Genomic DNA, 24,076 nt, shown 5'->3' on the forward strand with positions numbered 1-24,076 from the left:
AGGCGGCACGGGGTGCCCCGCGCATCGTCCCAGGTCACGCCCCGGTAACGATTGTGAGGCGCTCCGGCGACACCGGTTGCGGGTGACCCGCCCGCGGGCTACGTTCGATGCAAGCGCTTGCGTCGATGCGGATGCGGTCTCTTCTTCGACTCGGGCGCGGCTCCGTGGGTGCCGTCGTCAGCGGTGCGCACGGGCGCAACTCAACGAAGAGGAGGCGCAGTACCCATGAATCGACGATTCGCACTGCCGATCACCGCGCTCGCGGTGAGCGGCCTCGTTCTCGCCGGCTGTTCCGGCGGATCCGACGACGAGCCCTCGGACGGCGGCTCGGGCGGCGCCATGGCGGAGGGCTGCGAGGACTACGCGGCCTACGGCACGCACGACGGCGAGACCGTCCAGGTCTACTCGACCATCCAGGAGCAGGAGGCTGACGATCTGGTCACCTCGTTCGCGAAGTTCGAGGAGTGCACCGGCATCTCCGTCGACTACGTGGGCACCCAGGAGTTCGAGACCCAGATCAACGTCCGCGTCGAGGCCGGCGACCCGCCGAACCTCGCGATCATCCCGCAGCCCGGTCTGCTCCAGCGACTGGTCGAGGGCGGCGCCGTCATGGCGGCTCCCGAGGCCGTCGAGGCCAACGTCGACGAGTTCTGGTCGGAGAGCTGGAAGGAGTACGGCACGTTCGACGGGACGTTCTACGCCGCCCCGCTCATGGCCTCCGTCAAGGGCTGGGTCTGGTACTCGCCCACCGACTTCGCCGACAACGGCTACGAGGTCCCCACCACGTGGGACGAGATGATGGCGCTCACCGACGAGATGTCGGCACGCTCCGCCGACAACCCGCAGTACCGTCCGTGGTGCATCGGCTTCGAGTCGGGCGACGCGACGGGCTGGCCGGGCACGGACTGGATCGAGGACATCGTCCTGCGCCAGTCGGGCGCCGAGGTCTACGACCAGTGGGTCGCGGGTGAGGTGAAGTTCTCCTCCGACGAGATCAAGCAGGCGTTCGACACGTTCGGCGAGATCGCGCTCAACCCCGACTACGTCAACGGCGGCTTCGGCGGTCCCGAGTCGATCATCTCGACGTCGTTCAACGACGGCGGCCTGCCGATCCTCGACGGCAACTGCTCGATGCACCACCAGGCCTCCTTCTACGAGGCTCAGTGGCCCGAGGGCACCGTGGTGGCCGAGGACGGCGACGTGTGGGCGTTCCTCACCCCGCCGATGGCCGAGGGTGACCCGGCGGGCGTCACCGGTGGTGGCGAGTTCGTCGCCGCGTTCGACTCCGACCCCGCGACCGTCGCGCTGCAGACCTTCATGTCCTCGGACACGTGGGCCAACGAGCGCGTCTCTCTCGGCGGCGTCATCTCCGCCAACACCGGTCTCGACCCGGCGAACGCCAGCTCGCCGATCGGCCAGGCGGCCATCGAGATCCTGCAGAACCCGGAGACCGTCTTCAAGTTCGACGCCTCCGACCTCATGCCGGCCGCCGTGGGCGCCGCGTCCTTCTGGACCGGCATCACCGACTGGGTCAACGGCACCCGTGACACTGACGATGTGACCTCGTTCATCGACAGCACGTGGCCGTAAGGTGAAGGGAGGGTGCCGGTCGGCGCTGCCGGCCGGCACCCTCTCATCCTGCTGAGAGAGGAGTCGACGATGATGTCGACGCTGGCGGTCCCGGCTCTGTCGCTCGCCGGAAGCAGCGACAACTTCTGGGCCGACGCGGGGAGCAAGCTGGGCGGCGCGTTGATCGCGATCGTCGTCTTCCTCGCCGTGGTCGGCCTGCTCATGTTCTTCGCCGACCGCGCCCCGAAGAAGGGGCGCGACTTCATCCAGCTCGCGCTGTTCGTGGCGCCCGCGCTGGTGCTGCTGGCGACGGGCCTCATCTGGCCCGCGATCCAGACCATGTGGCAGTCGGTCACGGACCGCGAGGGCACGTTCGTGGGCCTCGACAACTTCCAGGTGGTCTTCACCGACCCGACCATGCTCACGGTCCTGCGCAACACCGTCATCTGGGTGCTGATCGTGCCGGTCGCGTCGACCGCGATCGGCCTCGCGTACGCGGTGTTCATCGACCGCTCGAAGGGCGAGAAGGTCCTGAAGTCGCTGGTGTTCATGCCGATGGCCATCTCGATGGTGGGCGCGTCCATCATCTGGGGCTTCATGTACACCTACCGCGCCGAGGGCTTCGACCAGATCGGATTCCTCAACCAGGTGCTCGTGTGGCTGGGCGGGACACCGCATCAGTTCCTCAACGTGCCGCCGTGGAACACGTTCTTCCTCATCCTCGTGTTCGTCTGGATCCAGACGGGCTTCGCGATGGTGGTCCTGTCAGCCGCGATCAAGGGCGTGCCGACCGAGCTGCACGAGGCCGCGTCGCTCGACGGCGCGAGCGGCTGGCAGCGCTTCTGGTCGGTCACGGTGCCGTGGATCCGTGGCGCGCTCGTCGTCGTGCTGACCACCATCACCATCGCGACGCTCAAGGTCTTCGACATCGTGCGCACCATGACCGGCGGCCAGTTCGAGACGTCGGTGATCGCCAACGAGATGTACTCGAGAGCGTTCCGGCTGGGTCAGCCGGCGATCGGTGCCGCGCTCGCGGTGGTGCTCTTCATCATGGTGATCCCGATCATCGTCTACAACGTCCGGACGCTGCGCCAGCACAGGGAGGTCCGCTGATGTCCACGCCCACCCCGCCCCGCACCGAGGTCGACGCGGACCTCGGCGGCATCGCGGCCGCCGAGGAGCCCAAGGCCAAGCGCGTCAAGCAGCGCCTCACCTCGCGAGGCGCCACCGCCGCCGCGATCGTCATCGCGATCCTGTGGACCATCCCGACATTCGGCCTCGCGATCTCGTCCTTCCGCCCGGAGCGCGAGGTCAAGACCACCGGCTGGTGGACCATCTTCGAGAACTGGGGATGGACGCTCGACAACTACAACACCATCCTGTTCGAGTCCGGAGCCTCGTCCGCGAGCCTCGGGTCGTACTTCGTCAACTCGTTCGTCATCACCATCCCGACCACGATCTTCGTGCTCGCGCTCGCGCTCATGGCGGCCTACGCGTTCGCGTGGATCCCGTTCAAGGGCGCGTCGTGGCTGTTCGTGATGGTGTTCGCGCTGCAGATCGTGCCGCTCCAGATGGCGCTCATCCCGCTGCTGAAGATCTTCAACTACGACTGGATCGACATCTCGGGCACGTTCGCCGCGGTGTGGGTCGCGCACACGATCTTCGGACTGCCGCTCGCGATCTTCTTGCTGCACAACTTCATCTCGGAGATCCCGCGGGACGTCATGGAGGCGGCCAAGGTCGACGGCTCGAGCCACACGCAGACGTTCACCCGCATCGTGCTGCCGCTGTCCGTGCCGGCGATCGCGTCGCTCGCGATCTTCCAGTTCCTGTGGGTATGGAACGACCTGCTGGTCGCGCTCGTGTTCTCGGGCGGCACCGTCAAGACGGCGCCGCTCACGCAACGCCTGGCCGAGTTCGCGGGCGACCGCGGCTCCGACTGGCAGCTGCTCACGGCCGCGGCGTTCGTGTCGATCATCGTGCCTCTCATCGTGTTCTTCTCGCTGCAGAGGTACTTCGTCCGCGGTCTGCTTGCCGGCTCGACCAAGGGGTGACCCTGGGTCGGCGGGCAGGAGGGGGGACCGGGGAGAGGTCGGGGGTCGCGAGGCCCCCGGCCTCGTCTCGTGGCGAGGGACGATGCGGCGGCCGGGTCCGCGTGCACGCCTCCCGTTCCTGGCCCGGACGCCCAGCGCCTAGAATCGACGCGTGAGCGACCTCCCCCCGCACGAGAGCGCATCCGATGTCCCCGAGCCGCTTCCGGCGGACCTCGCCGGCATTGCCGTACCCGCGACCGTGAGGCGGTCGCCGCGGTTCGGCAGCTTCATCGGCACCGGCGTGGGCGGCGGCATCCTGCTCGCGGCGATCCTCGCGACCTTCCTTCCCAACTCGACCGGCGTGGGACGCTTCCTGGTGTTCCTCGTCCTGGCGCTCGGGCTGTGCCTGCTCGGCGCCGTGGTCGGAGGCGCGGTGGCCACGAGCCTCGACCGCGCATCGTCCCCCCGAACGGAGACCGGCCGATGAGAGAGCGACGCCTCGACGGCACCCCGCAGACCGCCCGGCGCGGCGACGGCCGCCTGGGCCACGATCTCCTCCCGGGGGAGCGTCCCGCGCAGGACGAATGCGGCGTGTTCGGAGTGTTCGGCCCCGGCGAGGAGGTCGCCAAGCTCGCCTACTTCGGGCTCTACGCGCTCCAGCACCGCGGCCAGGAGTCCGCGGGCATCGCGACCTCCAACGGCGACAACATCCTGGTGTTCAAGGACATGGGCCTGGTGTCGCAGGTGTTCGACGAGGGCGCCCTCGAGGCGCTCCAGGGCCACATGGCCGTGGGTCACACCCGCTACTCGACCACCGGCGCGTCCGTGTGGGCGAACGCGCAGCCCACGCTGGGCCCCACCGCGCACGGCACCATCGCGCTCGGTCACAACGGCAACCTCACCAACGTGCAGGAGCTGCTCGACCTGCTCATCGCGCGCGAGGGCATGGCGAAGCGCCTCGACCTCAAGGGCGGCAAGTGCACGGATACGGCGATCGTGACCGCGCTGCTGGGCGCCGAGGGCTTCGACTCGCTCGAGGACGTCGCGATGGACCTGCTGCCGCAGGTCGAGGGCGCCTTCTGCTTCGTCTGGATGGACGAGCACCGCATGTACGCAGCGCGCGACCCTCAGGGCTTCCGGCCCCTGGTGCTGGGCCAGCTCAAGAGCGGCGGCTGGGTGCTCGCGTCGGAGACCGCCGCGCTCGACATCGTGGGCGCGCAGCTGGTGCGCGAGGTGGAGCCCGGCGAGCTCCTGGTGATCGACGAGTCGGGCGTGCGCTCGCGGCGCTTCGCCGACGCCGACCCCAAGGGCTGCATCTTCGAGTACGTGTACCTCGCGCGACCTGACACGACCATCGCGGGGCGTTCCGTGCAGGCCGCGCGCCTGGCGATGGGGCGCACGCTGGCGGGCGAGCACCCCGTCGAGGCGGACCTGGTGATCCCGGTGCCCGAGTCCGGCACCCCCGCCGCCGTCGGCTACGCGCAGGCGTCCGGCATCCCCTTCGCGCAGGGCCTGGTGAAGAACTCCTACGTGGGCCGCACGTTCATCCAGCCGTCACAGACGCTGCGCCAGCTGGGCATCCGACTCAAGCTCAACCCGCTGCGCGAGGTCATCGCCGGCCAGCGTCTCGTGGTGGTCGACGACTCGATCGTGCGCGGCAACACCCAGCGCGCGCTGGTCGCGATGCTGCGCGAGGCGGGCGCCGCCGCGGTGCACGTGCGCATCTCCTCGCCTCCGGTGCAGTGGCCGTGCTTCTACGGCATCGACTTCCCCACCCGCGACGAGCTCGCCGCGGTGGGTCACGCGGTCGAGGAGATCCGCGACGAGATCGGCGCGGACTCGCTCGGCTACATCTCGCTCGAGGGCATGCTCGCCGCGACGGAGCAGGCGGAGTCCCGCCTGTGCACCGCGTGCTTCACCGGCACATACCCGGTGGACCCGCCCGTGAACGCCAGGCACCTGCTGGTGTCGCAGCCCGTGGAGGCCTGACCATGACCGATGGCATCACCTACGCCGCCGCCGGCGTCGACACGGAGGCGGGCGACAAGGCCGTCGAGCTGATGAAGGCCGCCGTCGCGAAGACCCACGGCCCCGAGGTGCTCGGGGGAGTGGGGGCCTTCGCGGGGCTCTTCGACGCATCCGCGCTGCTGTCCTACGAGCGGCCCCTGCTCGCATCCTCGACCGACGGCGTGGGCACCAAGATCGTCATCGCGCGCGCGCTCGACGTGCACGACACCATCGGCCAGGACCTGGTCGCCATGGTGGTCGACGACATCGTGGTGTGCGGCGCGAAGCCCCTCGTCATGACGGACTACATCGCGTGCGGTCGCGTGGTGCCGGAGCGCATCGCGGACATCGTGCGCGGCATCGCCGAGGGCTGCGAGATGGCCGGCGTCGCGCTGGTGGGCGGCGAGACCGCCGAGCACCCGGGCGTGATGGAGCCCGACGACTACGACGTCGCGGGCGCCGCGATCGGCGTGGTCGAGGCATCCGCGCTGCTCGGACCCGACCGGGTCGAGGCCGGCGACGTGGTGGTCGCGATGGCGTCCTCGGGCCTGCACTCGAACGGCTACTCGCTGGTGCGCTCCGTGGTGGCGCACGCCGGATGGCAGCTGTCCACGTCGATCCCCGAGCTGGGTCGCACCGTGGGCGAGGAGCTCCTCGAGCCCACCCGCATCTACGCGAAGCTGTGCGTGGCGCTCGCGGAGTCGACGCCCGGGCTGCGCGCCTTCTCGCACGTGACGGGCGGCGGGCTCGCGGCGAACCTCGCGCGAGTGCTGCCCCGCGGCCTGGCCGCGACGGTCGCCCGCGGCGCATGGGACCTGCCCGCCGTCTTCTCGGTGGTGCAGGCCGCGGGCAACGTGCCGTGGAACGACCTGGAGTCGACGCTCAACATGGGTGTGGGCATGGTGGCCGTGGTCTCGGCCGCCGACGCACCCGCGCTCATCGCCGCGTCCGCCGCCGCAGGAGTGCCCGCGTGGGAGCTGGGCGCCGTGGTGACCGACCCGTCCCTGCCGGTGGGGCCGGACGTGGTGCGCGGTGCCAAGGGCGTCGACGGCGGATCGGTGCTGCTCAGCGGGGAGTACCGCGTCGCCTGAGGGCGACGTGTGGGGGCCGCGGACGACGGTCCCGGGTGGGGACCCGAGGATCAGTCCTCGTCGTCCGCCCAGCGGTCGTAGTACTCGTCGGAGTCGTCGGAGGGTGCTGCAGCAGGAACGGACGCGCTCCCGTCGCGGTTCATCAGCTCGCGCTCCAGTTCACGGAGGTCCCCACCGTGGTTGGTGTACTTGAGCTGACGAGCGATCTTCGCGTCCTTAGCCTTCTGACGGCCTCGCCCCATGTCCGCCGTCCCTCCCGGTCTCGCGCGCCTCTCAGCGGGCGCTGCCTCATCATTCCTGCCCTACTTTACAACGCGTGTCCAGTACGTTGCGACCTCCCCTCCGGGGTCCCGGGTCGGGGTCGACGGTCCCGTTCAGGAGGCCCGTCGCGAAGCCCCAGGACCGGCCGCGACACGCCGGCGGCGCGACACGCCCAGATGTGACACATATCGCATATACCGGAAAACTTGACGTTCGGCCGTCATAATCGCTTACGTCGGGCGTCTCATACCGCACACAGCCTCCCCCGAGGCGCATCGACAGATGACTGAGGGATGAAAACTGATGACTGAAACCATCCAGGAGCCCGAGAAGCTGCTCACGCCTTCCGAGGTGGCGGCGATCTTCCGCGTGGACCCGAAGACCGTCACCCGCTGGGCGAAGGTCGGCAAGCTGAGCTCGATCCGCACGCTGGGCGGTCACCGCCGCTTCCGTGAGGCCGAGGTCCAGGCGCTGCTCGCAGCCGCCCAGGAAGGCCGCTGAGGTCCCTTCTCCTCGCCGCTGAGGAGAGCGCTCTCGCCCGAGGGCGCCGTCTGCGTACCGCGACCCGTCGCGACCGAGCGATGTCCGCTCGCCGCGAGCCCGGTGTCGGTCCGAGGCCGTAGCCTGCCGCTATGACCGAGACCCCGCTCGTCGCATCGTCGTACGACACGCCCTTCGGCGTGCTCACCGTGCTGGTCACGCCCGAGGACGGCGTGGTGCGCTCGTCTGGCTTCCGCCCCATGCGCGACACCGTCGCCGCGCTGCCCTCCCGCCTGCAGGCGCGCGGCTGGGTCGAGGGGGACCTGCCCCGGGTGGAGGCCGCCGTGGAGGCGTGGCTCGACGGCGACGGCGACGCGATCACACGCGTGCCGGTCCACCAGGAGGGTGGGCCGTTCTTCCAGGAGCTGTGGGCGCAGCTGCGCACCGTCCCCTCGGGATCCTCGGTCAGCTACCAGGAGCTCGCCGCGATGGCCGGCCGCCCGCGCGCGATGCGTGCGGCGGGCACCGCGTGCGCGCGCAACAACATCGCCCCGTTCATCCCCTGCCACCGGGTGGTGAGGTCGGGAGGCGAGCTCGGCAGCTACGGCTACGGCGGGGTGGCGATGAAGGCCGCCATGCTGGTGCTCGAGGGGGAGCGGCCGGGGGACGATGCCGGGGTCGCGTCATGACGCAGGCGCCGGCCCGGGCGTGGGTGCCGGCCTTCGTGATCGCCGCGGTGTCCTGGGGCTCCAGCTTCCTCTTCATCTCGATCGCGCTGCGCGGGCTCACGCCCGTCCAGGTGGGGTTCGGGCGCGTGCTCATCGGCGCGGCGGTGCTGTGGGGGATGCTGCTGGTCACCCGCAGCCGTCCTCGCATGAGCCGCGGCGACGTCGCCCGGATCGGCGTGGTGGCGCTCGGGCTGTCGACCGTCCCGTTCGTGCTGATCCCGCTCGCGCAGCAGCACATCACCTCCATCCTGGCGAGCCTGCTCAACGCGACCACGCCGCTCTGGACCGCCCTGTTCGTCGCGCTGCTCATCCCGCACGAGCGCGCGACCCGCACCCAGGTGGCCGGGCTGGTGCTGGGCACCGCCGGCATCGCCGTGCTCCTGGGCGCGTGGAACATCGACGGCATCCCGCTGCTCGGCGCCGCGCTCATGCTCGCCGCCACCGCCTGCTACGGCATCGGCTCCACCATGTCGCGCATGCTCCTGACGCGCGTCGACCAGGGACCCACCCAGCTCTCCGCCGTCCAGATCGCGATCTCGGCCGTGCTGCTGCTGCCGTTCGCGGTCGCGGCACCCGCACCCGGGGCGGGGACGTTCGCGCCCTCCTCCGACGTGCTGTGGGGCCTGCTGGCGCTGGGGGTGCTGGGCACCAGCTTCACGTACGTCCTGTTCTGGAGGGTCGTGAAGCTCGCGGGGGCGACCACCGCGGCCTCCGTGACCTACGTGGTGCCCGTGGTGGCCACGGTGCTGGGCATCACCGTGCTGCGCGAGGCGATGCACTGGTACGAGCCCGTGGGCGCCGTGGTGGTGCTGGCGGGCGTGTGGCTCGCACAGCGCAAGCCACGGGTGCGCACGGATGCGCCGCGCGTGGGGACGGGCGAACCCGTCAGCTGAGGCCCACCACGGACTTCACGTTGTCGATCGACTCCTGCGGAGTGAGGTCCTTGTTCTTCTTGATCAGGCTCGACCCGATGAGCACCAGGATGAGCACGATCAGCAGCAGGCCGCCCGCGACGGTCAGCGCCGCCAGCCATGCGGGCCACACGGTGGCGAGGCCCAGGATCGCGGCGGCGACCAGCACGCCGGCGAGGAAGAACGCGAACACGCCCGCGGCGACGATCAGCCCGATGCCGACGCCGATGCCCTTGAGCTTGGCGGCGATCTCCTTCTTGGCGCGCTCGATCTCCGTCTTGATGACGGCGGTGATGCGGCCGAGCAGGCCGGCGACGATCGCGTTGACGAAGTAGCGGCCAAAGTTGTCGGACATGCGTCACCTCCAGGCAGGATGATCCCTAGTCAATCCTGTATCGGCAGGCGAGCGCAAACGGGTGAGCCCGTCCCCGGGCACGAGGAAGCCCCCGGAGGCGATCCTCCGGGGGCTTGATGGTGGCTCCGACGGGCGTCGATCCCGTGACCTCACGATTTTCAGTCGTGCGCTCTACCAACTGAGCTACAGAGCCTTGGCGCAGGGGCGTCCCCCTACTTGAGACGAAAGCCCCTCCGTGAGAAGGGGCTCGCGTACCGCGACCCTGACGGGACTTGAACCCGCGACCTCCGCCGTGACAGGGCGGCGCGCTAACCAACTGCGCTACAGGGCCTTGATTCTCGCGTTGCCGCGAGCAAGACGTATGAAGTTTAGACCATCTGGAACCCGACTCCGTACCCCCAACGGGATTCGAACCCGTGCTACCGCCGTGAAAGGGCGGCGTCCTAGGCCGCTAGACGATGAGGGCTCGCTTCCACGCTTGGATTCCTTGCGTCGAGGCCTAGAAAACTATAGGGGTAACGGAGCGAAAAATCCAATCGAGCTCGTAGCAGGGACGATGCGCGGGCTGGCGGGGCGTGCGAGCATGACGGCCATGGTGGAGATGACCCGCGAGGACTTCGAGCAGGCGGTCGAGGATGCGATCGACGACGTCCCCGACGAGCTGCTCGACCTCATCGACAACTGCGTGATCCTGGTCGAGGACGAGCCCGACGGGGACGACAAGGAGCTGCTGGGCCTCTACGACGGCGTCGCGCTGACCGAGCGAGGCGACCTGTGGGCGGGCGCCCTGCCCGACCGCATCCTCATCTACATGAACCCGACGCTGCGCATGTGCGAGGACGTCGACGACGTGCGCGACGAGGTCGCGATCACGGTGGTCCACGAGATCGCGCACCACTTCGGGATCTCCGACGAGCGCCTGCACGCCCTCGGATGGGACTGAGCCGGCAGCGGGCGCGGGTCAGCCCACGGGCATCCACCCCTGCCGCTGAAGGTCGTGGACCAGCTTGTTGAGCACGGCCTGGGCCTCGGCGTCGGACTCGCACGCCTCGTAGCCCACGTGCGGCGGGCGGTCCGGCTGAGCGGTGTCGGTGGTGGTGGCGACGATGGTGCAGCCGTCGTCGTCGACGCTGAAGGTGCGCACCTGGGTCCCGTGCGCGAGGGCGAAGGGTTCCATCGCTCCAGAGTAGGACGGGTCCGGACGCGACGATGCGCCGGCCGCCCCCTGCCAGGGCGACCGGCGCATCGTCCCTCGGTTACTCCCCGTCGCCCTCGATGTAGGCGGGTGAGGCGACCACGTGGGTGCCGCGCTTGCGCGCGATCCAGCCGAGGCCGTGGAAGATCACGAGCGCGGCGAGCGCGCCCAGCGCGATCCCGTTGAACACCATCGAGCCGGCGGTCGCGGTGAAGTCCGCGGTGCCGACGATGAGCGCCACGGCGGCGGTGACCAGGTTGACGGGGTTGGTGAAGTCCACCTTCGCCTCGACCCAGATGCGCGCACCCAGGACGGCGATGAGGCCGAACAGCAGGACCGACAGGCCGCCGAGGATGCCCACGGGGATCACGGCCACCATGGCGCCGAACTTGGGCACGAGGCTGAGGATGAGGGCGAACGCGGCCGCGGCCCAGTACGCGAGGGTCGAGTAGACGCGTGTCGCGGCCATGACGCCGATGTTCTCCGCGTAGGTGGTGGTGCCGGAGCCGCCGCCGAGGCCCGCGACGATCGTCGCCGCGCCGTCCGCGAACAGGGCGCGACCGGTCTCGGGGTCGAGGTCGCGGTCCGTCATGGCGGACACGGACTTGAGGTGGCCGATGTTCTCCGCGATGAGGATGATCACCACCGGCACGAACGCGACGAGCACGCCGCCGTCGAACGTGGGGGTGTGGAACGCGGGGATGCCGAACCAGTCGGCGTTGGCGATGTGCTCGACGGCGGTCTCGCCGCCGAAGCTGTCGAGCGCGGTGGTCCATTCGCCGCGCGCCGCCGAGAACACGCCGCCGACGACCGCGCCGAACAGGATCGCGACGCGGCTGAGGAAGCCCTTGAACGCGACCATCGCGATGAGGGTCGCGGACAGCGTGACCAGGGCGGTCCACGGGCTCGCCGACCACTGGCTCTTGGCCGCTCCGGCCAGGTTGAGCCCGATGAGCGCGACCACGGCTCCGGTCACCACGGGCGGCATCGACCTGTCGATCCAGCCCGAGCCGAAGCGCGCGACCACCAGGCCGACGAGCGCGAGCAGGATGCCGGCGAGCAGGATGCCGCCGAGCCCCTTGCCGATGGTCGCGGCGTCGAGCGGGCCGTTGGCCGAGGTCACGCCGGCGGCGGCGAGCGGCGCGATGAACGCGAAGCTCGAGCCCAGGTAGCTGGGGACGCGGTTGCGGGTGATGGTGAGGAACAGCGCGGTGCCGATCGCGCTGAAGAACATGGTCGTCGACGCGGGCATGCCCGTGAGGGCGGGCACCAGCAGGGTCGAGCCCATCATGGCGAGCACGTGCTGCGCGCCGATGCCGAAGGTGCGGGGGTAGGTGAGGCGCTCGTCGGGGGCGACGGCTTTGCCGGGGGCGGCGTGCTTGCCGTCCCCGTGCAGCGTCCAGCTGAACATGCTCATGGTGCTCCTTGATGCGGGTGGTGCGGAGGGTGGGGGTGGGGGCTGAGGCGCAATCTAGCCGGGAACGGTCCCAGGCGCGCGACAGCCCGCGCGGAACGCGGGTTCCGTGCGGGCTGTCGGCGGGCGGGCGGGGGCTACCCCTTCGGGTGCGAGGCCCAGGCGCTGTCGACCATCTCCTGGACCGTGTAGCGCATCTTCCAGTCGAGGTCGCGTGCGGCGAGTGTGCCGTCGGCGACGATCTTCGCGGGGTCACCCGGGCGGCGCGGGCCCTCGACGGGCGTCTTGTCCGTGCCCGTGGCGGCGACCATCGCGTCGACGATCTCGCGCACCGACGTGCCCGAGCCCGAGCCGAGGTTGTAGACCGGCTCGAGCGTGTCGCCCGCGTCGAGGCGCTGCGCCGCGACCACGTGGGCGGCCGCGAGGTCGCTCACGTGCACGTAGTCGCGCACGCAGGTGCCGTCCGGGGTGGGGTAGTCGGTGCCGTTGATCTGCGGTGCCTTGCCGGCCTCGATCGCGAAGAACACCTTCGGGAAGAGGTTGTGGGGCGAGGCGTCGTAGAGGTCGGGGAAGCCGGAGCCGACCACGTTGAAGTAGCGCAGGCTCGTGGCCGCGAGGGGCGTGCCCGTCATGGTGGTGGCCACCACCTGGTCGCGGATCAGCCATTCGCCGATCAGCTTCGACTCGCCGTACGGCGACTCGGGCGTGGTGGAGGTGGACTCGGTCACCACGGGCGAGTCGGTGTTGCCGTACACGCCCGCCGAGGACGAGAACACCAGGCTGCGCACGCCCGCCTTCTCCATCGCCTCGAGCAGCGAGCGGGTGCCGTCGACGTTGGCCCGGTAGTTGACCAGCGGGAACTTCACGGACTCGCCGGCGTACTTGTAGCCGGCGCAGTGGATCACGCCGACCACCGCGTGCTCCGTGAGCGTCCGCTCGACCACGTCGGTCTCGTTGATGGACGCCTTGACGAACGGCACGCCCTCGGGCACGAAGGCCTCGATGCCGCTCGAGAGGTCGTCGATCACCACGGGGTCGATCCCCGCGGCCTGCAGCGCGCGGACCACGTGCGAGCCGATGTAGCCGGCGCCGCCGGTGACAAGCCAGGACATGTCTCTCCTTCTGGTGGGGACGATTGCTGGTGGGGACTGTGCGGCGGTCGGGTCAGATGTCGCGGTGGGCGCCCGCGGACGGGTTGACGACGAAGACGATGGGCGCGGTGCAGCCGGCCTCGGCGAAGGCGGCCTCGATGGCCGCGCCGACCTCCTCGGCACGGTTGGCGTCGATGAGCGCGATCGCCGCGCCGCCGAAGCCGCCGCCGGTCATGCGGGCGCCGATCGCGCCGTTCGCCAGGGCGGTCTCCACGGCGAGGTCGAGCTCGGGGACCGAGATCTCGAAGTCGTCGCGCATGGACGCGTGCGACGCGACCAGCAGGTCGCCGATCGCGCGGGGCCCGTCCGCGGCGACGACCTCGGCGGTGCGCGCGACGCGGGCGTTCTCCGTCACCACGTGCTTGACGCGGCGGAAGGTCTCGTCGTCGAGGACCTCGGCGGCGCGGGGCAGGTCGGTCTCGTCGAGGTCGCGGAGCGAGCCCACACCCATCGCGGCGGCGCCGTCCTCGCAGGACTTGCGGCGCGCGCCGTAGCCGCCGGTGGCGTGCTCGTGGTGGACGCGGGTGTCGATGACGAGGAGCTCGAGGTCCTCGTCGCCGAAGTGCAGCGCGACGGGGTCGGCGGTCTCGGCTCGGACGTCGATGAGCACGCCGTGGCCGGCCTCGCCCATGAGGGACGCGGTCTGGTCCATGTTGCCGGTCGGGGCGCCCACGGCGCCGTTCTCCGCGAGCTGGCAGATGTAGATGAGCTCGCGGCGGGTGAGGCCCAGGTCCCACTCGTCGTTGAGCGCGATCGCGACCGCGCACTCGATGGCGGCGGAGGAGGACAGGCCGGCGCCCAGCGGCACGTCGGAGGCGAGCATGATGTCGAAGCCGGTGCGGCCCTCGAGCGAGACCCCGCGCTGCTCCATGGCCCACACCACGCCGAAGACGTAGGCGCTCCAGCCCTCGAAGTGCTCGGGGGCGAGTCCGTCGAGCGACGCCTGCGCGGGCTCGGGCATGGCGCCGGAGTGGACGGTGAGGAGGCGGTCGTCGCGGCGGCCGATCGCGGCCCAGGTGCGGCGCTCGATCGCGAACGGGAAGACCAGCCCGTCGTTGTAGTCGGTGTGCTCGCCGATGAGGTTGACGCGGCCCGGCGCGGACCACACGCCATCGGGGCGGCGGCCGTAGCGGTCCTCGAAGGCCTGAGCCGTGGACTCGGGCGAGGGGATGTCGATCACTGTTCCTCCATCGGATGCGGTGGCAGCGGGCGGCGTGCGAGCACGGCCCCGGCGTACGCCACCCATGCTCCCACGGCGCTCGCGACGCGGCGGCTGTGCCGCGCCTGGTTCACCGGATGCTTGTTACCGTCAACATGTTATCGTCAACATCGAGCGGATGGAACAGGACCCGGGTCCCGACGCGGCGGTCGGGGTCGCGCCGCCTCCCGAGGCGGTCCCGCATGCAGGTGCGATCGCCGGGGTGCCCTGCATGCGTGACCCGCCTCTCCTGCATGCAGGTGCGATCGTGGCATCGTCCGACATCCCACCCGTCGAGCCCGCGCAGCCCAGGGCGATCTCCAATGACGCATGTGACGAGCGGGGCGCAGGGGGACGATGCGCCGGTCACCTCCGTCGCACGCGTCACCTGGGTCACATGCGCCAGTGGGAGTCGCCGGGCGCTCGCCGACGGCCCGCCGGGACCGCGGCCCCACGTCCTCCCTGCACCCGGTGGGATAGCCTGACGGCCATGACCACGGAGCGTCCAGCCTCGCTGAGCAAGTCGGGCCGGGGCCCGAGCATGCACGACGTCGCGGCGCGCGCCGGCGTCTCACACCAGACCGTGTCCCGGGTCCTCAACGACTTCCCGGGAATCCGCCCCGAGACGCGGGAGCGGGTCCTGCAGGCGATCTCCGAGCTCGGCTACCGCCGCAACATGGCGGCGCGCGCGCTCGCGACGGGCCGGTCCGAGGTGATCGGCGTGATCATGCCCGAGACCCCGCACTTCGGGCCCACGAGCACGCTCTACGCCATCGAGCACGCCGCGAAGCGGGTCGGGTTCAAGCCGCTCATCACCACCGCCTCGTGGGAGACGGCGTCGATGGGCCAGGCGCTCGACTTCCTGCTCGCCCGCTCGGTGGACGCGCTCGTCGTGATGGCGCAGCATCCCGCCGTGCTCGAGGCCGTCGAGACCACCACGGACGTGCCCGTCCTCTACGTCCTCACGGGCAACTCGCACGCCGAGCGCTCGGTCGCCGTCGACCAGGTCGCCGGCACGCGCCTCGCGCTCGATCACCTCTACGCCCTGGGCCATCGGCGCTTCCAGCACATCACGGGCATCACGGGCCTCACCGAGGCGCAGCTGCGCCGCGACACGTTCCTCGAGTTCCTGCGCGAGCGCGGTCTCGAGGAGCTGCCCATCCTCGAGGGCGACTGGAGCGCGGACGCGGGCTATCGCGCAGGACTCGCCATGGAGGAGGGCGTGACGGCGCTGTTCTGCGCCAACGACCCCATGGCGATCGGCGCGATCCACGCGCTCGAGGAGCGCGGGCTCTCCGTGCCAGGCGACGTGTCGATCGTCGGCTTCGACGACGTCCCCGAGTCCGGGTACGCGCACCCCGCGCTCACCACCATCCACCAGGACTTCACCGAGGTGGGGTTGCGCGCCGTCAAGGCGCTCATGAGGATCGTCAACGGCGGCGAACCGGGCGAGCTCGAGCCGGTCGAACCGTGGCTGGTGGTGCGCGACTCGACGGGGCCCGCCCCCGCCTGAGGGGGCCTGCGCGCCCGTCCGGCCCGGGCATCGTCCCCCGGCGATCCCTCGCCGCGCGAGCGGCGCGCCCCTCTACTAGCGTGAGGCGGGGCGGCTAGGACGAACGGCCCCCGGGCGGTCCGGACCGGGCCGGTATGTTAACGTTAAAACCATCCACCGACACGCTGCGGCAAAGGGGCCCGACCACTCGAGCGCACGACGCTCGCGAGGGTGGGCCCCTGCGGCAGCCGACCCCGGCCAGGGAGGCCGCAGAGAGGCAAGGAGCCCCACCCGTGACAAGCTTCACCCCCGAACAGGTCAGCGCGATCCGCGCGAGCCGCGAGAAGGTGGCTCGCCTCCACTCCGAGCTCACCCGGTACAACCTGGTGGCCTGGACCGCCGGCAACGTGTCGGAGCGCGTGCCCGGCACCCAGCACTTCGTGATCAAGCCGTCGGGCGTCGACTACGACGACCTGTCCGCGGACAACATGATCCTGTGCGACCTCGACGGCAACGTGGTCCCCGGCTCGCCGGGCTCGGACCGCAACCCGTCCTCCGACACCGCCGCGCACGCGTACGTGTACCGCGCGATGCCGCACGTCGGCGGCGTGGTCCACACGCACTCGACCTACGCCACCGCGTGGGCCGCCCGCAACGAGCCCATCCCGTGCCACATCACCGGCATGGCGGACGAGTTCGGCGGCGAGATCCCCGTGGGCCCCTTCGCGATCATCGGCGACGACTCGATCGGCCGCGGGATCGTGCAGACCCTCGAGGGCCACCGCTCGCGCGCGGTCCTCATGGCCAACCACGGTGTCTTCACCATCGGCAAGGACGCGCGCGACGCCGTCAAGGCCGCCGTCATGTGCGAGGACGTCGCCAAGACCACCCACATCGCCCGCCAGGGCGGCGCGCTCGTTCCGATCCCGCAGGACAAGATCGACGCGCTCTTCGACCGCTACCAGAACGTCTACGGCCAGAAGCCGCAGGGAGGCATGTAAGTGAGCAGCATCGTTCCGAACCTCGCCGACTACGAGGTCTGGTTCCTCACCGGATCCCAGACCCTCTACGGGGACGAGGTCCTCAAGCAGGTCGCCGACCAGTCCACCGAGGTCGTCGAGACCCTCAAGGCGTCCGGCGACATCCCGGTCACCGTCGTGTGGAAGCCCGTGGTGAAGTCGCGCGACGAGATCCTCGACACGATCATGGCCGCCAACGCGGACCCCAAGGTCATCGGCGTCATCACCTGGATGCACACCTTCTCCCCGGCGAAGATGTGGATCGCGGGCCTCAACGCCCTCCAGAAGCCGCTGCTGCACCTCGCCACCCAGGCGAACCGCGAGCTGCCCTGGGCGACCATCGACTTCGACTTCATGAACCTCAACCAGGCCGCGCACGGCGACCGTGAGTACGCGTACATCGAGTCGCGCCTCGGGGTGCCGCGCACCACCGTGGTGGGCCACCCGTCGACGCCGGCGGTGTCCGAGCGCATCGGCGTGTGGTCGCGTGCCGCCGCCGGCGCGAACGCCGCGAAGAGCCTCAAGGTCGCGCGCTTCGGCGACAACATGCGCTTCGTCGCCGTCACCGAGGGCGACAAGACCGAGGCCGAGGTCAAGCTGGGCGCCCAGATCAACACGTGGGGCGTCAACGAGCTGGTCGAGCGCGTGGACGCGGTCACCGACGCCGAGGTCGACGCCCTCATCGAGGTCTACCTCGCCGAGTACGAGGTGGTCCCCGAGCTGCTCCCCGACGGCGACCGTCACCAGTCGCTGCGCGACGCCGCGGCCATCGAGGTCGGGCTCCGCTCCTTCCTCGTCGACGGCGGCTTCGGCGCCTTCACCGACACGTTCGAGGACCTCGGCGGGCTCAAGCAGCTGCCGGGCCTCGCGGTGCAGCGCCTCATGGCCGACGGCTACGGCTTCGGCGCCGAGGGCGACTGGAAGACCGCGATCCTGGTGCACCTGTGCGCCGTCATGGGCGCGGGCCTGCCCGGCGGCTCCTCGCTCATGGAGGACTACACGTACCACCTGGTGCCCGGCGAGGAGCTGTCGCTCGGCGCGCACATGCTCGAGGTGAACCCGGCGCTGTCGTCGAAGAAGGCGCGCCTCGAGATCCACCCGCTCGGCATCGGAGGCAAGGACGACCCGGTCCGCCTGGTCTTCACCGCCGACGCCGGCGAGGCCGTGGTGGTCGCGCTGTCCGACATGCGTGACCGCTTCCGCCTGGTCGCGAACGTGGTCGACAACGTCGACCTCCCGGAGCCCATGCCGCACCTGCCCGTGGGCCACGCGGTGTGGAAGCCCCGCCCGGACTTCACCACGGCCGTCGCGTCGTGGCTGCAGACCGGTGGCGCGCACCACACCGCGATGTCGAACCAGATCGGCGTGGACGTCATCAAGGACTTCGCCAAGATGGTCGGCATCGAGCTGCTCGTCATCGACGAGGACACCACGTACGAGGGCTTCGAGCAGCAGATCCGATGGAACAACGCGTACTACTCGATGGGCGGTCGCTGACCCTCACGGACGCGTGGCGGCGCGGGTCCCGGCGATGCCGGGGCCCGCGCCTTCTTCATGCCCGGGGACGATGCCCGGGCGGGGTCGATCTGTCCGGAAGCGGCGCATCGTCCCCCGGGCCTTTGGTCCCGGCCTGACTCGCGATGTGAATCGGCATGCGGTGTCTCTATACTGGGACCGCTCCCAGTCTTCGAGTGAAAGCCCTGCTAAACCTATTTAATTCAAGGTCTGAGGGCCTTGTGACCGCATCGTGACGGAATGGGTTTGACTCGCAGTGTGAACGCAAACAGGATGTGAATCGCACGGTCCGCGACGGCGCGGACCGGTATCTCGAGGAGGAGATATGAAGTTCAGGAAGTTCCTGGCGGCCGGTGCCGGTGCGGCGGTCGCGATCAGCCTCGCCGCGTGCTCCGGCGGTGGCGCGGGCAGCTCGACCGATGAGTCGGCGTCGGCCGGTGCCGGTGGCGGCGCGGCCGAGGGCGGCACCGTCGGTGTCGCGATGCCCACCGAGACCTCCGAGCGCTGGATCGCCGACGGCAACGCCGTCAAGGCGGGCCTCGAGGAGGCCGGCTTCGACGTCGACCTGCAGTACGCGGCCGACGACATCCCGACCCAGCAGCAGCAGATCGACAACATGATCACCAACGGCGTCAAGGCGCTGATCGTGGCCTCGATCGACGGCACCACCCTCTCGGGCCAGCTCGAGGCCGCCGCGGCCGCGGGCATCCCGATCATCGCCTACGACCGCCTCATCAACGAGACCGAGAACGTCGACTTCTACGTCAGCTTCGACAACTTCGAGGTCGGCGTCCAGCAGGCCACGTCGCTGCTCGTGGGCCTCGGCGTCCTCGACAAGGACGGCAACGAGACCGGCGAGGAGGGCCCGTTCAACATCGAGCTCTTCGCAGGCTCGCCCGACGACAACAACGCCGGATTCTTCTTCAACGGCGCCATGTCCGTGCTCCAGCCCTACCTGGACTCGGGCGTGCTCGAGGTCCCGTCGGGCCAGACCGACTTCGACACGGTCGCCACGCTCCGCTGGCTGCAGGAGACCGCGCAGAAGCGCATGGAGGACATCCTCACCAGCACCTACGTGGGCACCGACAAGAAGGTCGACGGCGTGCTGTCGCCCTACGACGGCCTCTCGCGCGGCATCCTCAACGCACTCGAGTTCACGGGCGGCTACCCGACCACGATCTCCGAGGGCATGCCCATCGTGACCGGCCAGGACGCCGAGGTCGCGTCCGTGAAGCTCATCCAGGACGACACCCAGTTCTCGACGATCTTCAAGGACACCCGCAAGCTCGCCGACCAGTCGGTGACCGCGGCGATCGCGTACCTGAACGGCGAGGAGCCCGAGGCGAACAACACGACCGACTACGACAACGGCGTGAAGGTCGTCCCGTCGTACCTGCTCGAGTCGGACATCGTCTACGCGGACAACATCCAGGAGCTGCTCATCGACTCCGGTTACTGGACGCAGGAGGAGATCGACGCGGGCGTGGCCTGATCGATCGGTGGCGCCGGCCCGCGACGGCCGGCGCCACCACCCAGTCCTGTTTCCACCCACCATCACCATCGGAGGTGAGACATGCCGAAGCACATCCTTGAGATGCGGAAGATCACCAAGGTCTTCCCCGGCGTGAAGGCCCTCTCTGACGTCGAGCTCGAGGTCATCGAGGGAGAGATCCACGGCATCTGCGGCGAGAACGGCGCCGGGAAGTCGACGCTCATGAAGGTGCTCTCGGGTGTCTACCCGTACGGCACCTACGAAGGGGACATCGTCTACGACGGCGAGGTCCAGAAGTTCCACTCGATCCCGGACTCCGAGTCCAAGGGCATCGTCATCATCCACCAGGAGCTCGCGCTCATCCCCTACCTGTCGGTCGCGGAGAACATCTTCCTCGGCAACGAGCGCCGCGGCGCCGGCGGGATGATCGACTGGAACCTCACCAACCACGAGGCGGCGAAGCTCCTCACCATGGTGGGGCTCGACGAGAACCCCACGACGCCGGTCAACCAGCTGGGCGTCGGCAAGCAGCAGCTCATCGAGATCGCGAAGGCGCTGTCCAAGGACGTGCGGCTCCTCATCCTCGACGAGCCCACGTCGGCTCTCAACGACGACGACTCGGAGCACCTGCTCCAGCTCCTGCGCAACCTCAAGACCGAGCAGGGCATCACGTCGATCATGATCTCCCACAAGCTCAACGAGATTCAGGAGATCTGCGACCGCACCACGATCATCCGTGACGGTCACACCATCGAGACCATCGACGTCGCGGGGCAGGCGGGCATCCAGGACCGCATCATCCGCGGCATGGTCGGTCGCGACCTCACCAACCGCTACCCGTCGCGCGAGCACGTCATCGGCGAGGAGCTCTTCCGCGTCGAGGACTGGTCCGTCTACCACCCGACCCAGCCGGGCCGCATCGTGGTCGACAACGCGTCCTTCAACGTCCGCAAGGGCGAGGTCGTCGGCATCGCCGGCGTCATGGGCGCCGGCCGCACGGAGCTCGCGATGAGCCTCTTCGGCCGCTCGTACGGCCGCGACATCACGGGCCGCATGTACATGCACGGCGAGGAGGTCAACGTCACGGACGTCTCGTCCGCGATCAAGCACGGACTCGCCTACGCGACCGAGGACCGCAAGCGCTACGGGCTCAACCTCATCGAGGACGTCCGTCGCAACATCTCCGCGGCCGCGCTGTTCAAGCTCGCCAAGCGCGGCTGGGTGGACGGAAACAAGGAGATCAAGGTCGCGGAGGAGTACCGCGCCTCGATGAACATCAAGACGCCCACGGTCATGCAGACCGTCGGCAACCTCTCGGGCGGCAACCAGCAGAAGGTCGTGCTGTCCAAGTGGATCTACTCCGACGCGGACGTGCTGATCCTCGACGAGCCCACCCGCGGCATCGACGTGGGTGCGAAGTACGAGATCTACACGATCATCAACCGCCTGGTGGCTGCCGGCAAGGCCGTCATCATCATCTCGTCCGAGCTGCCTGAGCTGCTCGGCACGTGCGACCGCATCTACACCCTCGCGTTCGGCGTGGTCACCGGCGAGGTGCCGGTGGCCGAGGCGACGCAGGAGAAGCTCATGACCCTGATGACTCAGGAGAAGGCAACCAAGGACAAGGAGGTCCGGGCATGACCGGCACCGCAAACATTCGGGAGCTGCTCACCCGCAACCTCCGGACGAGCGGCATCTACATCGCGTTCCTCGCCATCGTGGTGCTGTTCGCGATCCTCACCGAGGGCACGTCGCTCAGCCCGGCCAACGTCACCAACCTGGTGCTGCAGTACTCGTACATCCTGATCCTCGCGATCGGCATGGTGATGGTCATCATCGCCGGCCACATCGACCTCTCGGTCGGATCCGTGGTGGCGGTGACGGGCGCCGTGTCCGCGGTGCTGGTGATCAAGAACGACATGCCCTGGTGGGTCGGCGTGCTCGCCGCGCTCGCGTGCGGCATCGTCATCGGTGCGTGGCAGGGCTTCTGGGTCGCCTTCGTGGGCATCCCGGCGTTCATCACCACGCTGGCGGGCATGCTCATGTTCCGCGGCCTCACGCTGCTGGTCCTCAACAACGTGTCGCTGTCGCCGTTCCCGGAGCCCTACCGCAACATCGCGGCCGGATTCCAGAACGGGTTGCTGGGCGGCAACGGGTACGACGTCTTCACGCTGGTCATCTTCGGCATCGGCGTGGTCGGCTACGCCTTCTCTGCCTGGCGCACCCGCGTGTCCCGCATCGCGTACGAGCAGTCGGTGGAGGCGTTCCCGCTCTTCATCGCGAAGCTCGTGGCCATCGCCGCCGTCGTGATGTGGTTCGGCTGGCAGCTCGCCAACGCGCGCGGCCTCCCGAACGTGCTGATCCTGCTGGCCGTCCTGGTCATCGCGTACTCGCTGGTCACCACCCGCACGGTGTTCGGCCGCCACGTCTACGCGATCGGCGGCAACCTGTCCGCCGCGATGCTCTCGGGCGTCAAGGTCCGCTGGATCAACTTCGGCGTCATGCTCAACATGGGCATCCTCGCCTCGGTCGCCGGCATCGTGTTCTCGGCCCGTTCCAACGCGGCGCAGCCCGCCGCAGGAAACATGTTCGAGCTCGACGCGATCGCCGCGTGCTTCATCGGTGGCGCCGCCGTCACCGGTGGTGTGGGCCGCGTGACCGGCGCGATCGTCGGTGGTCTGATCATGGCCGTCATGTCGAACGGCATGCAGCTCATGGGCGTGCCGCAGTCGGTCCAGGCCGTGGTCAAGGGCCTCGTGCTCCTGCTCGCGGTGGCGTTCGACGTCTACAACAAGCGCCGCGCGGGCGCCCGCTGAGGAACCGCGCACACGAGGGGCCCCGGCAACGCCGGGGCCCCTCGTGGCATGCGGGGGGACGATGCACGGGCCGGCTGGACGACGACGGCCACCCGAGAGCGGCCACCTCCCTCGGGCCACGCCGTGCGGGCCCGCGCGAGCCGTTCACGCCGGGAGCGGTTCTAGTCCATACTCGGTAGCGAAGCGAGAAGAGGGACCAGTGACGAAGCTGCGAGGCCGACGGCCCACCATCGACGATGTGGCCCGCGAGGCCGGGGTGTCGCGAGGGACCGTCTCGCGCGTCCTCAACGGGGGCCACTGGGTCTCGGACGGCGCGCGCGAGCACGTGGAGCGCGCGATCCGCGCCACCGGCTACCGGATCAACCCGCACGCGCGGTCGTTGGCGACCAGCCGCACCGGCTCGGTCGGCTTCCTCCTGACGGAGTCGTACGAGCGGTTCTTCTCGGACCCGAACTTCCTGCAGATCCTGCGCGCCTGCGCGGACGCGCTCGCGGAGCACGGCATGACGCTGATCCTCATCATGGCGGACACCCTCGAGGAGCGAAGCCGCGCGACCGAGTACCTCACCAGCGGGCACGTCGACGGCGCGTTGGTCGTGTCGACGCACCGCGACAGCCAGGAGTTCCTGCGCACCCTGCTCGACTCCCGCCTGCCCGTGATCTTCGCCGGCGTGCCGTTGGGCTTCGAGGAGAAGGTCGGGCATGCCACGGCCGACGACGAGGGCGGCGCGCGCGCCATGGTCGAGCACCTGCGCGCGAAGGGGCGCACCCGGTTGGTGCATATCGCGGGACCGCAGGACACCTCGGGCGGGACGTCGCGACTGCGGGCGTTCAGGGATGTGCTGGGTGATGCCTTCTCCGAGGAACGGGTCGCGTACGGCGACTACAGCCGCGAGTCGGGCGAGCGTGCGATGCGCGAGCTGATCTCTCGGGACGTGCCCTTCGACGGGGTGTTCTGCTCGAACGACCTCATGGCTGCCGGTGCGATGGACGTGCTGGCCTCGGCGGGGATCGCCGTGCCCGAGGACGTCGCGGTCGCGGGGTTCGACGATGCGCCGGTCGCCCTGGAGACGAATCCGCCCCTCACCACCGTGCGACAACCGTTCGACCGGGTGAGCGCGGAGATGGTGCGGCTGCTCATCGATGAGATCGACGGGCGCCAGGCCGGTCGCGTCACGTTGCCGACCGAGATCGTGGAGCGCGGCACGGTCTGAGACCGCGCATTGCGGTCCTGACCAGGGATGTCGCTTGCGACACGCCCGGGATTCACGCGATTTGACGGTGGCGCCGGGGGTGCGTAATGTATTCACCTGTCGCCGACAAGGAACGCGCCAGGCAGGGACTGAACAA

At 69.7% G+C, this 24,076-nt stretch carries 23 protein-coding genes and 3 tRNA genes; 17 read left to right on the forward strand and 9 right to left on the reverse strand.

The annotated features are described in order from the left end of the window. The first annotated feature begins 225 nt into the window (after positions 1 to 225). From AOM01_RS06820 to purM, 6 genes are all read left to right on the forward strand, one after another. Entirely contained in the window at positions 226 to 1,590 is a 1,365-nt protein-coding gene (locus tag AOM01_RS06820; protein ID WP_062290884.1) for an ABC transporter substrate-binding protein, read from the forward strand. Positions 1,591 to 1,662: 72 nt separating this feature from the next. Continuing rightward, positions 1,663 to 2,682, forward strand: a complete 1,020-nt coding sequence (locus AOM01_RS06825) for a carbohydrate ABC transporter permease (protein WP_062291017.1) — start codon at positions 1,663 to 1,665, stop codon at positions 2,680 to 2,682. Continuing rightward, a complete protein-coding gene (locus tag AOM01_RS06830; RefSeq protein WP_062290887.1) occupies positions 2,682 to 3,623 on the forward strand; it encodes a carbohydrate ABC transporter permease in 942 nt (313 codons plus the stop codon). The genes AOM01_RS06825 and AOM01_RS06830 overlap by 1 nt, the downstream gene beginning before the upstream one ends. Positions 3,624 to 3,774: 151 nt before the next feature. Next, a complete protein-coding gene (locus tag AOM01_RS06835; RefSeq protein WP_062290890.1) occupies positions 3,775 to 4,089 on the forward strand; it encodes a hypothetical protein in 315 nt (104 codons plus the stop codon). Further along, the gene (gene purF / locus AOM01_RS06840; RefSeq protein WP_062290893.1) at positions 4,086 to 5,591 is read left to right on the forward strand and encodes an amidophosphoribosyltransferase; all 1,506 of its coding nucleotides are present in this window, start codon (positions 4,086 to 4,088) and stop codon (positions 5,589 to 5,591) included. The genes AOM01_RS06835 and purF overlap by 4 nt, the downstream gene beginning before the upstream one ends. Before the next feature lie 2 nt (positions 5,592 to 5,593). Further along, positions 5,594 to 6,700: a phosphoribosylformylglycinamidine cyclo-ligase gene (gene purM, locus AOM01_RS06845; protein WP_062290896.1), complete on the forward strand. Its 1,107-nt coding sequence runs from the start codon at positions 5,594 to 5,596 to the stop codon at positions 6,698 to 6,700. Positions 6,701 to 6,750: 50 nt separating this feature from the next. On the opposite strand, the gene AOM01_RS06850 is transcribed toward purM, so the two are convergent. Further along, positions 6,751 to 6,942 carry a DUF3073 family protein gene (locus tag AOM01_RS06850; protein WP_062290899.1) on the reverse strand — a complete coding sequence of 64 codons (192 nt, stop codon included), beginning with the start codon at positions 6,940 to 6,942 and terminating at the stop codon, positions 6,751 to 6,753. 322 nt (positions 6,943 to 7,264) lie between these two features. On the opposite strand from AOM01_RS06850, the gene AOM01_RS06855 reads away from it, so the two are divergent. From AOM01_RS06855 to AOM01_RS06865, 3 genes are all read left to right on the forward strand, one after another. Then, the gene (locus AOM01_RS06855) at positions 7,265 to 7,462 is read left to right on the forward strand and encodes a BldC family transcriptional regulator (RefSeq protein WP_062290902.1); all 198 of its coding nucleotides are present in this window, start codon (positions 7,265 to 7,267) and stop codon (positions 7,460 to 7,462) included. Between the two features lie 131 nt (positions 7,463 to 7,593). Then, on the forward strand, positions 7,594 to 8,130 hold the full coding sequence (locus tag AOM01_RS06860) for a methylated-DNA--[protein]-cysteine S-methyltransferase (RefSeq protein WP_062290905.1): 537 nt from the start codon (positions 7,594 to 7,596) through the stop codon (positions 8,128 to 8,130). Continuing rightward, a complete protein-coding gene (locus AOM01_RS06865; protein ID WP_062290908.1) occupies positions 8,127 to 9,062 on the forward strand; it encodes a DMT family transporter in 936 nt (311 codons plus the stop codon). The genes AOM01_RS06860 and AOM01_RS06865 overlap by 4 nt, the downstream gene beginning before the upstream one ends. Here the strand turns inward: AOM01_RS06865 and AOM01_RS06870 are convergent. The 4 genes from AOM01_RS06870 to AOM01_RS06885 form a co-directional block, all read right to left on the reverse strand. Then, positions 9,055 to 9,435, reverse strand: coding sequence for a phage holin family protein (locus AOM01_RS06870; protein WP_062290911.1), 381 nt, complete (start codon positions 9,433 to 9,435; stop codon positions 9,055 to 9,057). The two genes, AOM01_RS06865 and AOM01_RS06870, sit on opposite strands and share 8 nt — an antisense overlap. Positions 9,436 to 9,552: 117 nt before the next feature. Then, a tRNA-Phe gene (locus AOM01_RS06875) sits at positions 9,553 to 9,628 on the reverse strand. Between the two features lie 64 nt (positions 9,629 to 9,692). Continuing rightward, positions 9,693 to 9,766: transfer RNA gene (locus AOM01_RS06880), tRNA-Asp, on the reverse strand. A gap of 62 nt (positions 9,767 to 9,828) precedes the next feature. Then, positions 9,829 to 9,901: transfer RNA gene (locus AOM01_RS06885), tRNA-Glu, on the reverse strand. A gap of 117 nt (positions 9,902 to 10,018) precedes the next feature. On the opposite strand from AOM01_RS06885, the gene AOM01_RS06890 reads away from it, so the two are divergent. Next, a complete protein-coding gene (locus AOM01_RS06890) occupies positions 10,019 to 10,378 on the forward strand; it encodes a metallopeptidase family protein (RefSeq protein ID WP_169746529.1) in 360 nt (119 codons plus the stop codon). Positions 10,379 to 10,396: 18 nt separating this feature from the next. Here AOM01_RS06890 and AOM01_RS06895 read toward each other — a convergent pair whose 3' ends face one another. The 4 genes from AOM01_RS06895 to galK form a co-directional block, all read right to left on the reverse strand. After that, the gene (locus AOM01_RS06895) at positions 10,397 to 10,612 is read right to left on the reverse strand and encodes a hypothetical protein (protein WP_062290916.1); all 216 of its coding nucleotides are present in this window, start codon (positions 10,610 to 10,612) and stop codon (positions 10,397 to 10,399) included. Positions 10,613 to 10,691: 79 nt separating this feature from the next. Further along, a complete protein-coding gene (locus AOM01_RS06900) occupies positions 10,692 to 12,047 on the reverse strand; it encodes a uracil-xanthine permease family protein (protein WP_062290919.1) in 1,356 nt (451 codons plus the stop codon). 134 nt (positions 12,048 to 12,181) lie between these two features. Next, complete coding sequence (gene galE, locus AOM01_RS06905; RefSeq protein ID WP_062290922.1) at positions 12,182 to 13,156, reverse strand: UDP-glucose 4-epimerase GalE; 975 nt, start codon at positions 13,154 to 13,156, stop codon at positions 12,182 to 12,184. A gap of 52 nt (positions 13,157 to 13,208) precedes the next feature. After that, complete coding sequence (gene galK / locus AOM01_RS06910) at positions 13,209 to 14,375, reverse strand: galactokinase (RefSeq protein WP_439645103.1); 1,167 nt, start codon at positions 14,373 to 14,375, stop codon at positions 13,209 to 13,211. 508 nt (positions 14,376 to 14,883) lie between these two features. Here galK and AOM01_RS14165 point away from each other — a divergent pair. From AOM01_RS14165 to AOM01_RS06945, 7 genes are all read left to right on the forward strand, one after another. After that, on the forward strand, positions 14,884 to 15,906 hold the full coding sequence (locus AOM01_RS14165) for a LacI family DNA-binding transcriptional regulator (protein WP_169746530.1): 1,023 nt from the start codon (positions 14,884 to 14,886) through the stop codon (positions 15,904 to 15,906). A 272-nt stretch (positions 15,907 to 16,178) separates the two neighbouring features. After that, entirely contained in the window at positions 16,179 to 16,886 is a 708-nt protein-coding gene (locus AOM01_RS06920; RefSeq protein ID WP_062290926.1) for an L-ribulose-5-phosphate 4-epimerase, read from the forward strand. Further along, entirely contained in the window at positions 16,887 to 18,401 is a 1,515-nt protein-coding gene (araA, locus tag AOM01_RS06925; RefSeq protein WP_062290929.1) for an L-arabinose isomerase, read from the forward strand. Positions 18,402 to 18,744: 343 nt separating this feature from the next. Beyond that, positions 18,745 to 19,911: a multiple monosaccharide ABC transporter substrate-binding protein gene (chvE, locus tag AOM01_RS06930; RefSeq protein WP_062290932.1), complete on the forward strand. Its 1,167-nt coding sequence runs from the start codon at positions 18,745 to 18,747 to the stop codon at positions 19,909 to 19,911. 81 nt (positions 19,912 to 19,992) lie between these two features. Then, complete coding sequence (gene mmsA / locus AOM01_RS06935) at positions 19,993 to 21,552, forward strand: multiple monosaccharide ABC transporter ATP-binding protein (RefSeq protein WP_062290934.1); 1,560 nt, start codon at positions 19,993 to 19,995, stop codon at positions 21,550 to 21,552. After that, entirely contained in the window at positions 21,549 to 22,727 is a 1,179-nt protein-coding gene (gene mmsB, locus AOM01_RS06940) for a multiple monosaccharide ABC transporter permease (protein ID WP_062290937.1), read from the forward strand. The genes mmsA and mmsB overlap by 4 nt, the downstream gene beginning before the upstream one ends. 199 nt (positions 22,728 to 22,926) lie before the next feature. Continuing rightward, positions 22,927 to 23,940 (forward strand): LacI family DNA-binding transcriptional regulator, encoded by a 1,014-nt coding sequence (locus AOM01_RS06945; protein ID WP_062290940.1) that lies wholly within the window; start codon positions 22,927 to 22,929, stop codon positions 23,938 to 23,940. The last annotated feature ends 136 nt before the right edge of the window (positions 23,941 to 24,076 follow it).

This window comes from Demequina phytophila (genome assembly GCF_000971135.1).
Lineage (GTDB): Bacteria > Actinomycetota > Actinomycetes > Actinomycetales > Demequinaceae > Demequina > Demequina phytophila.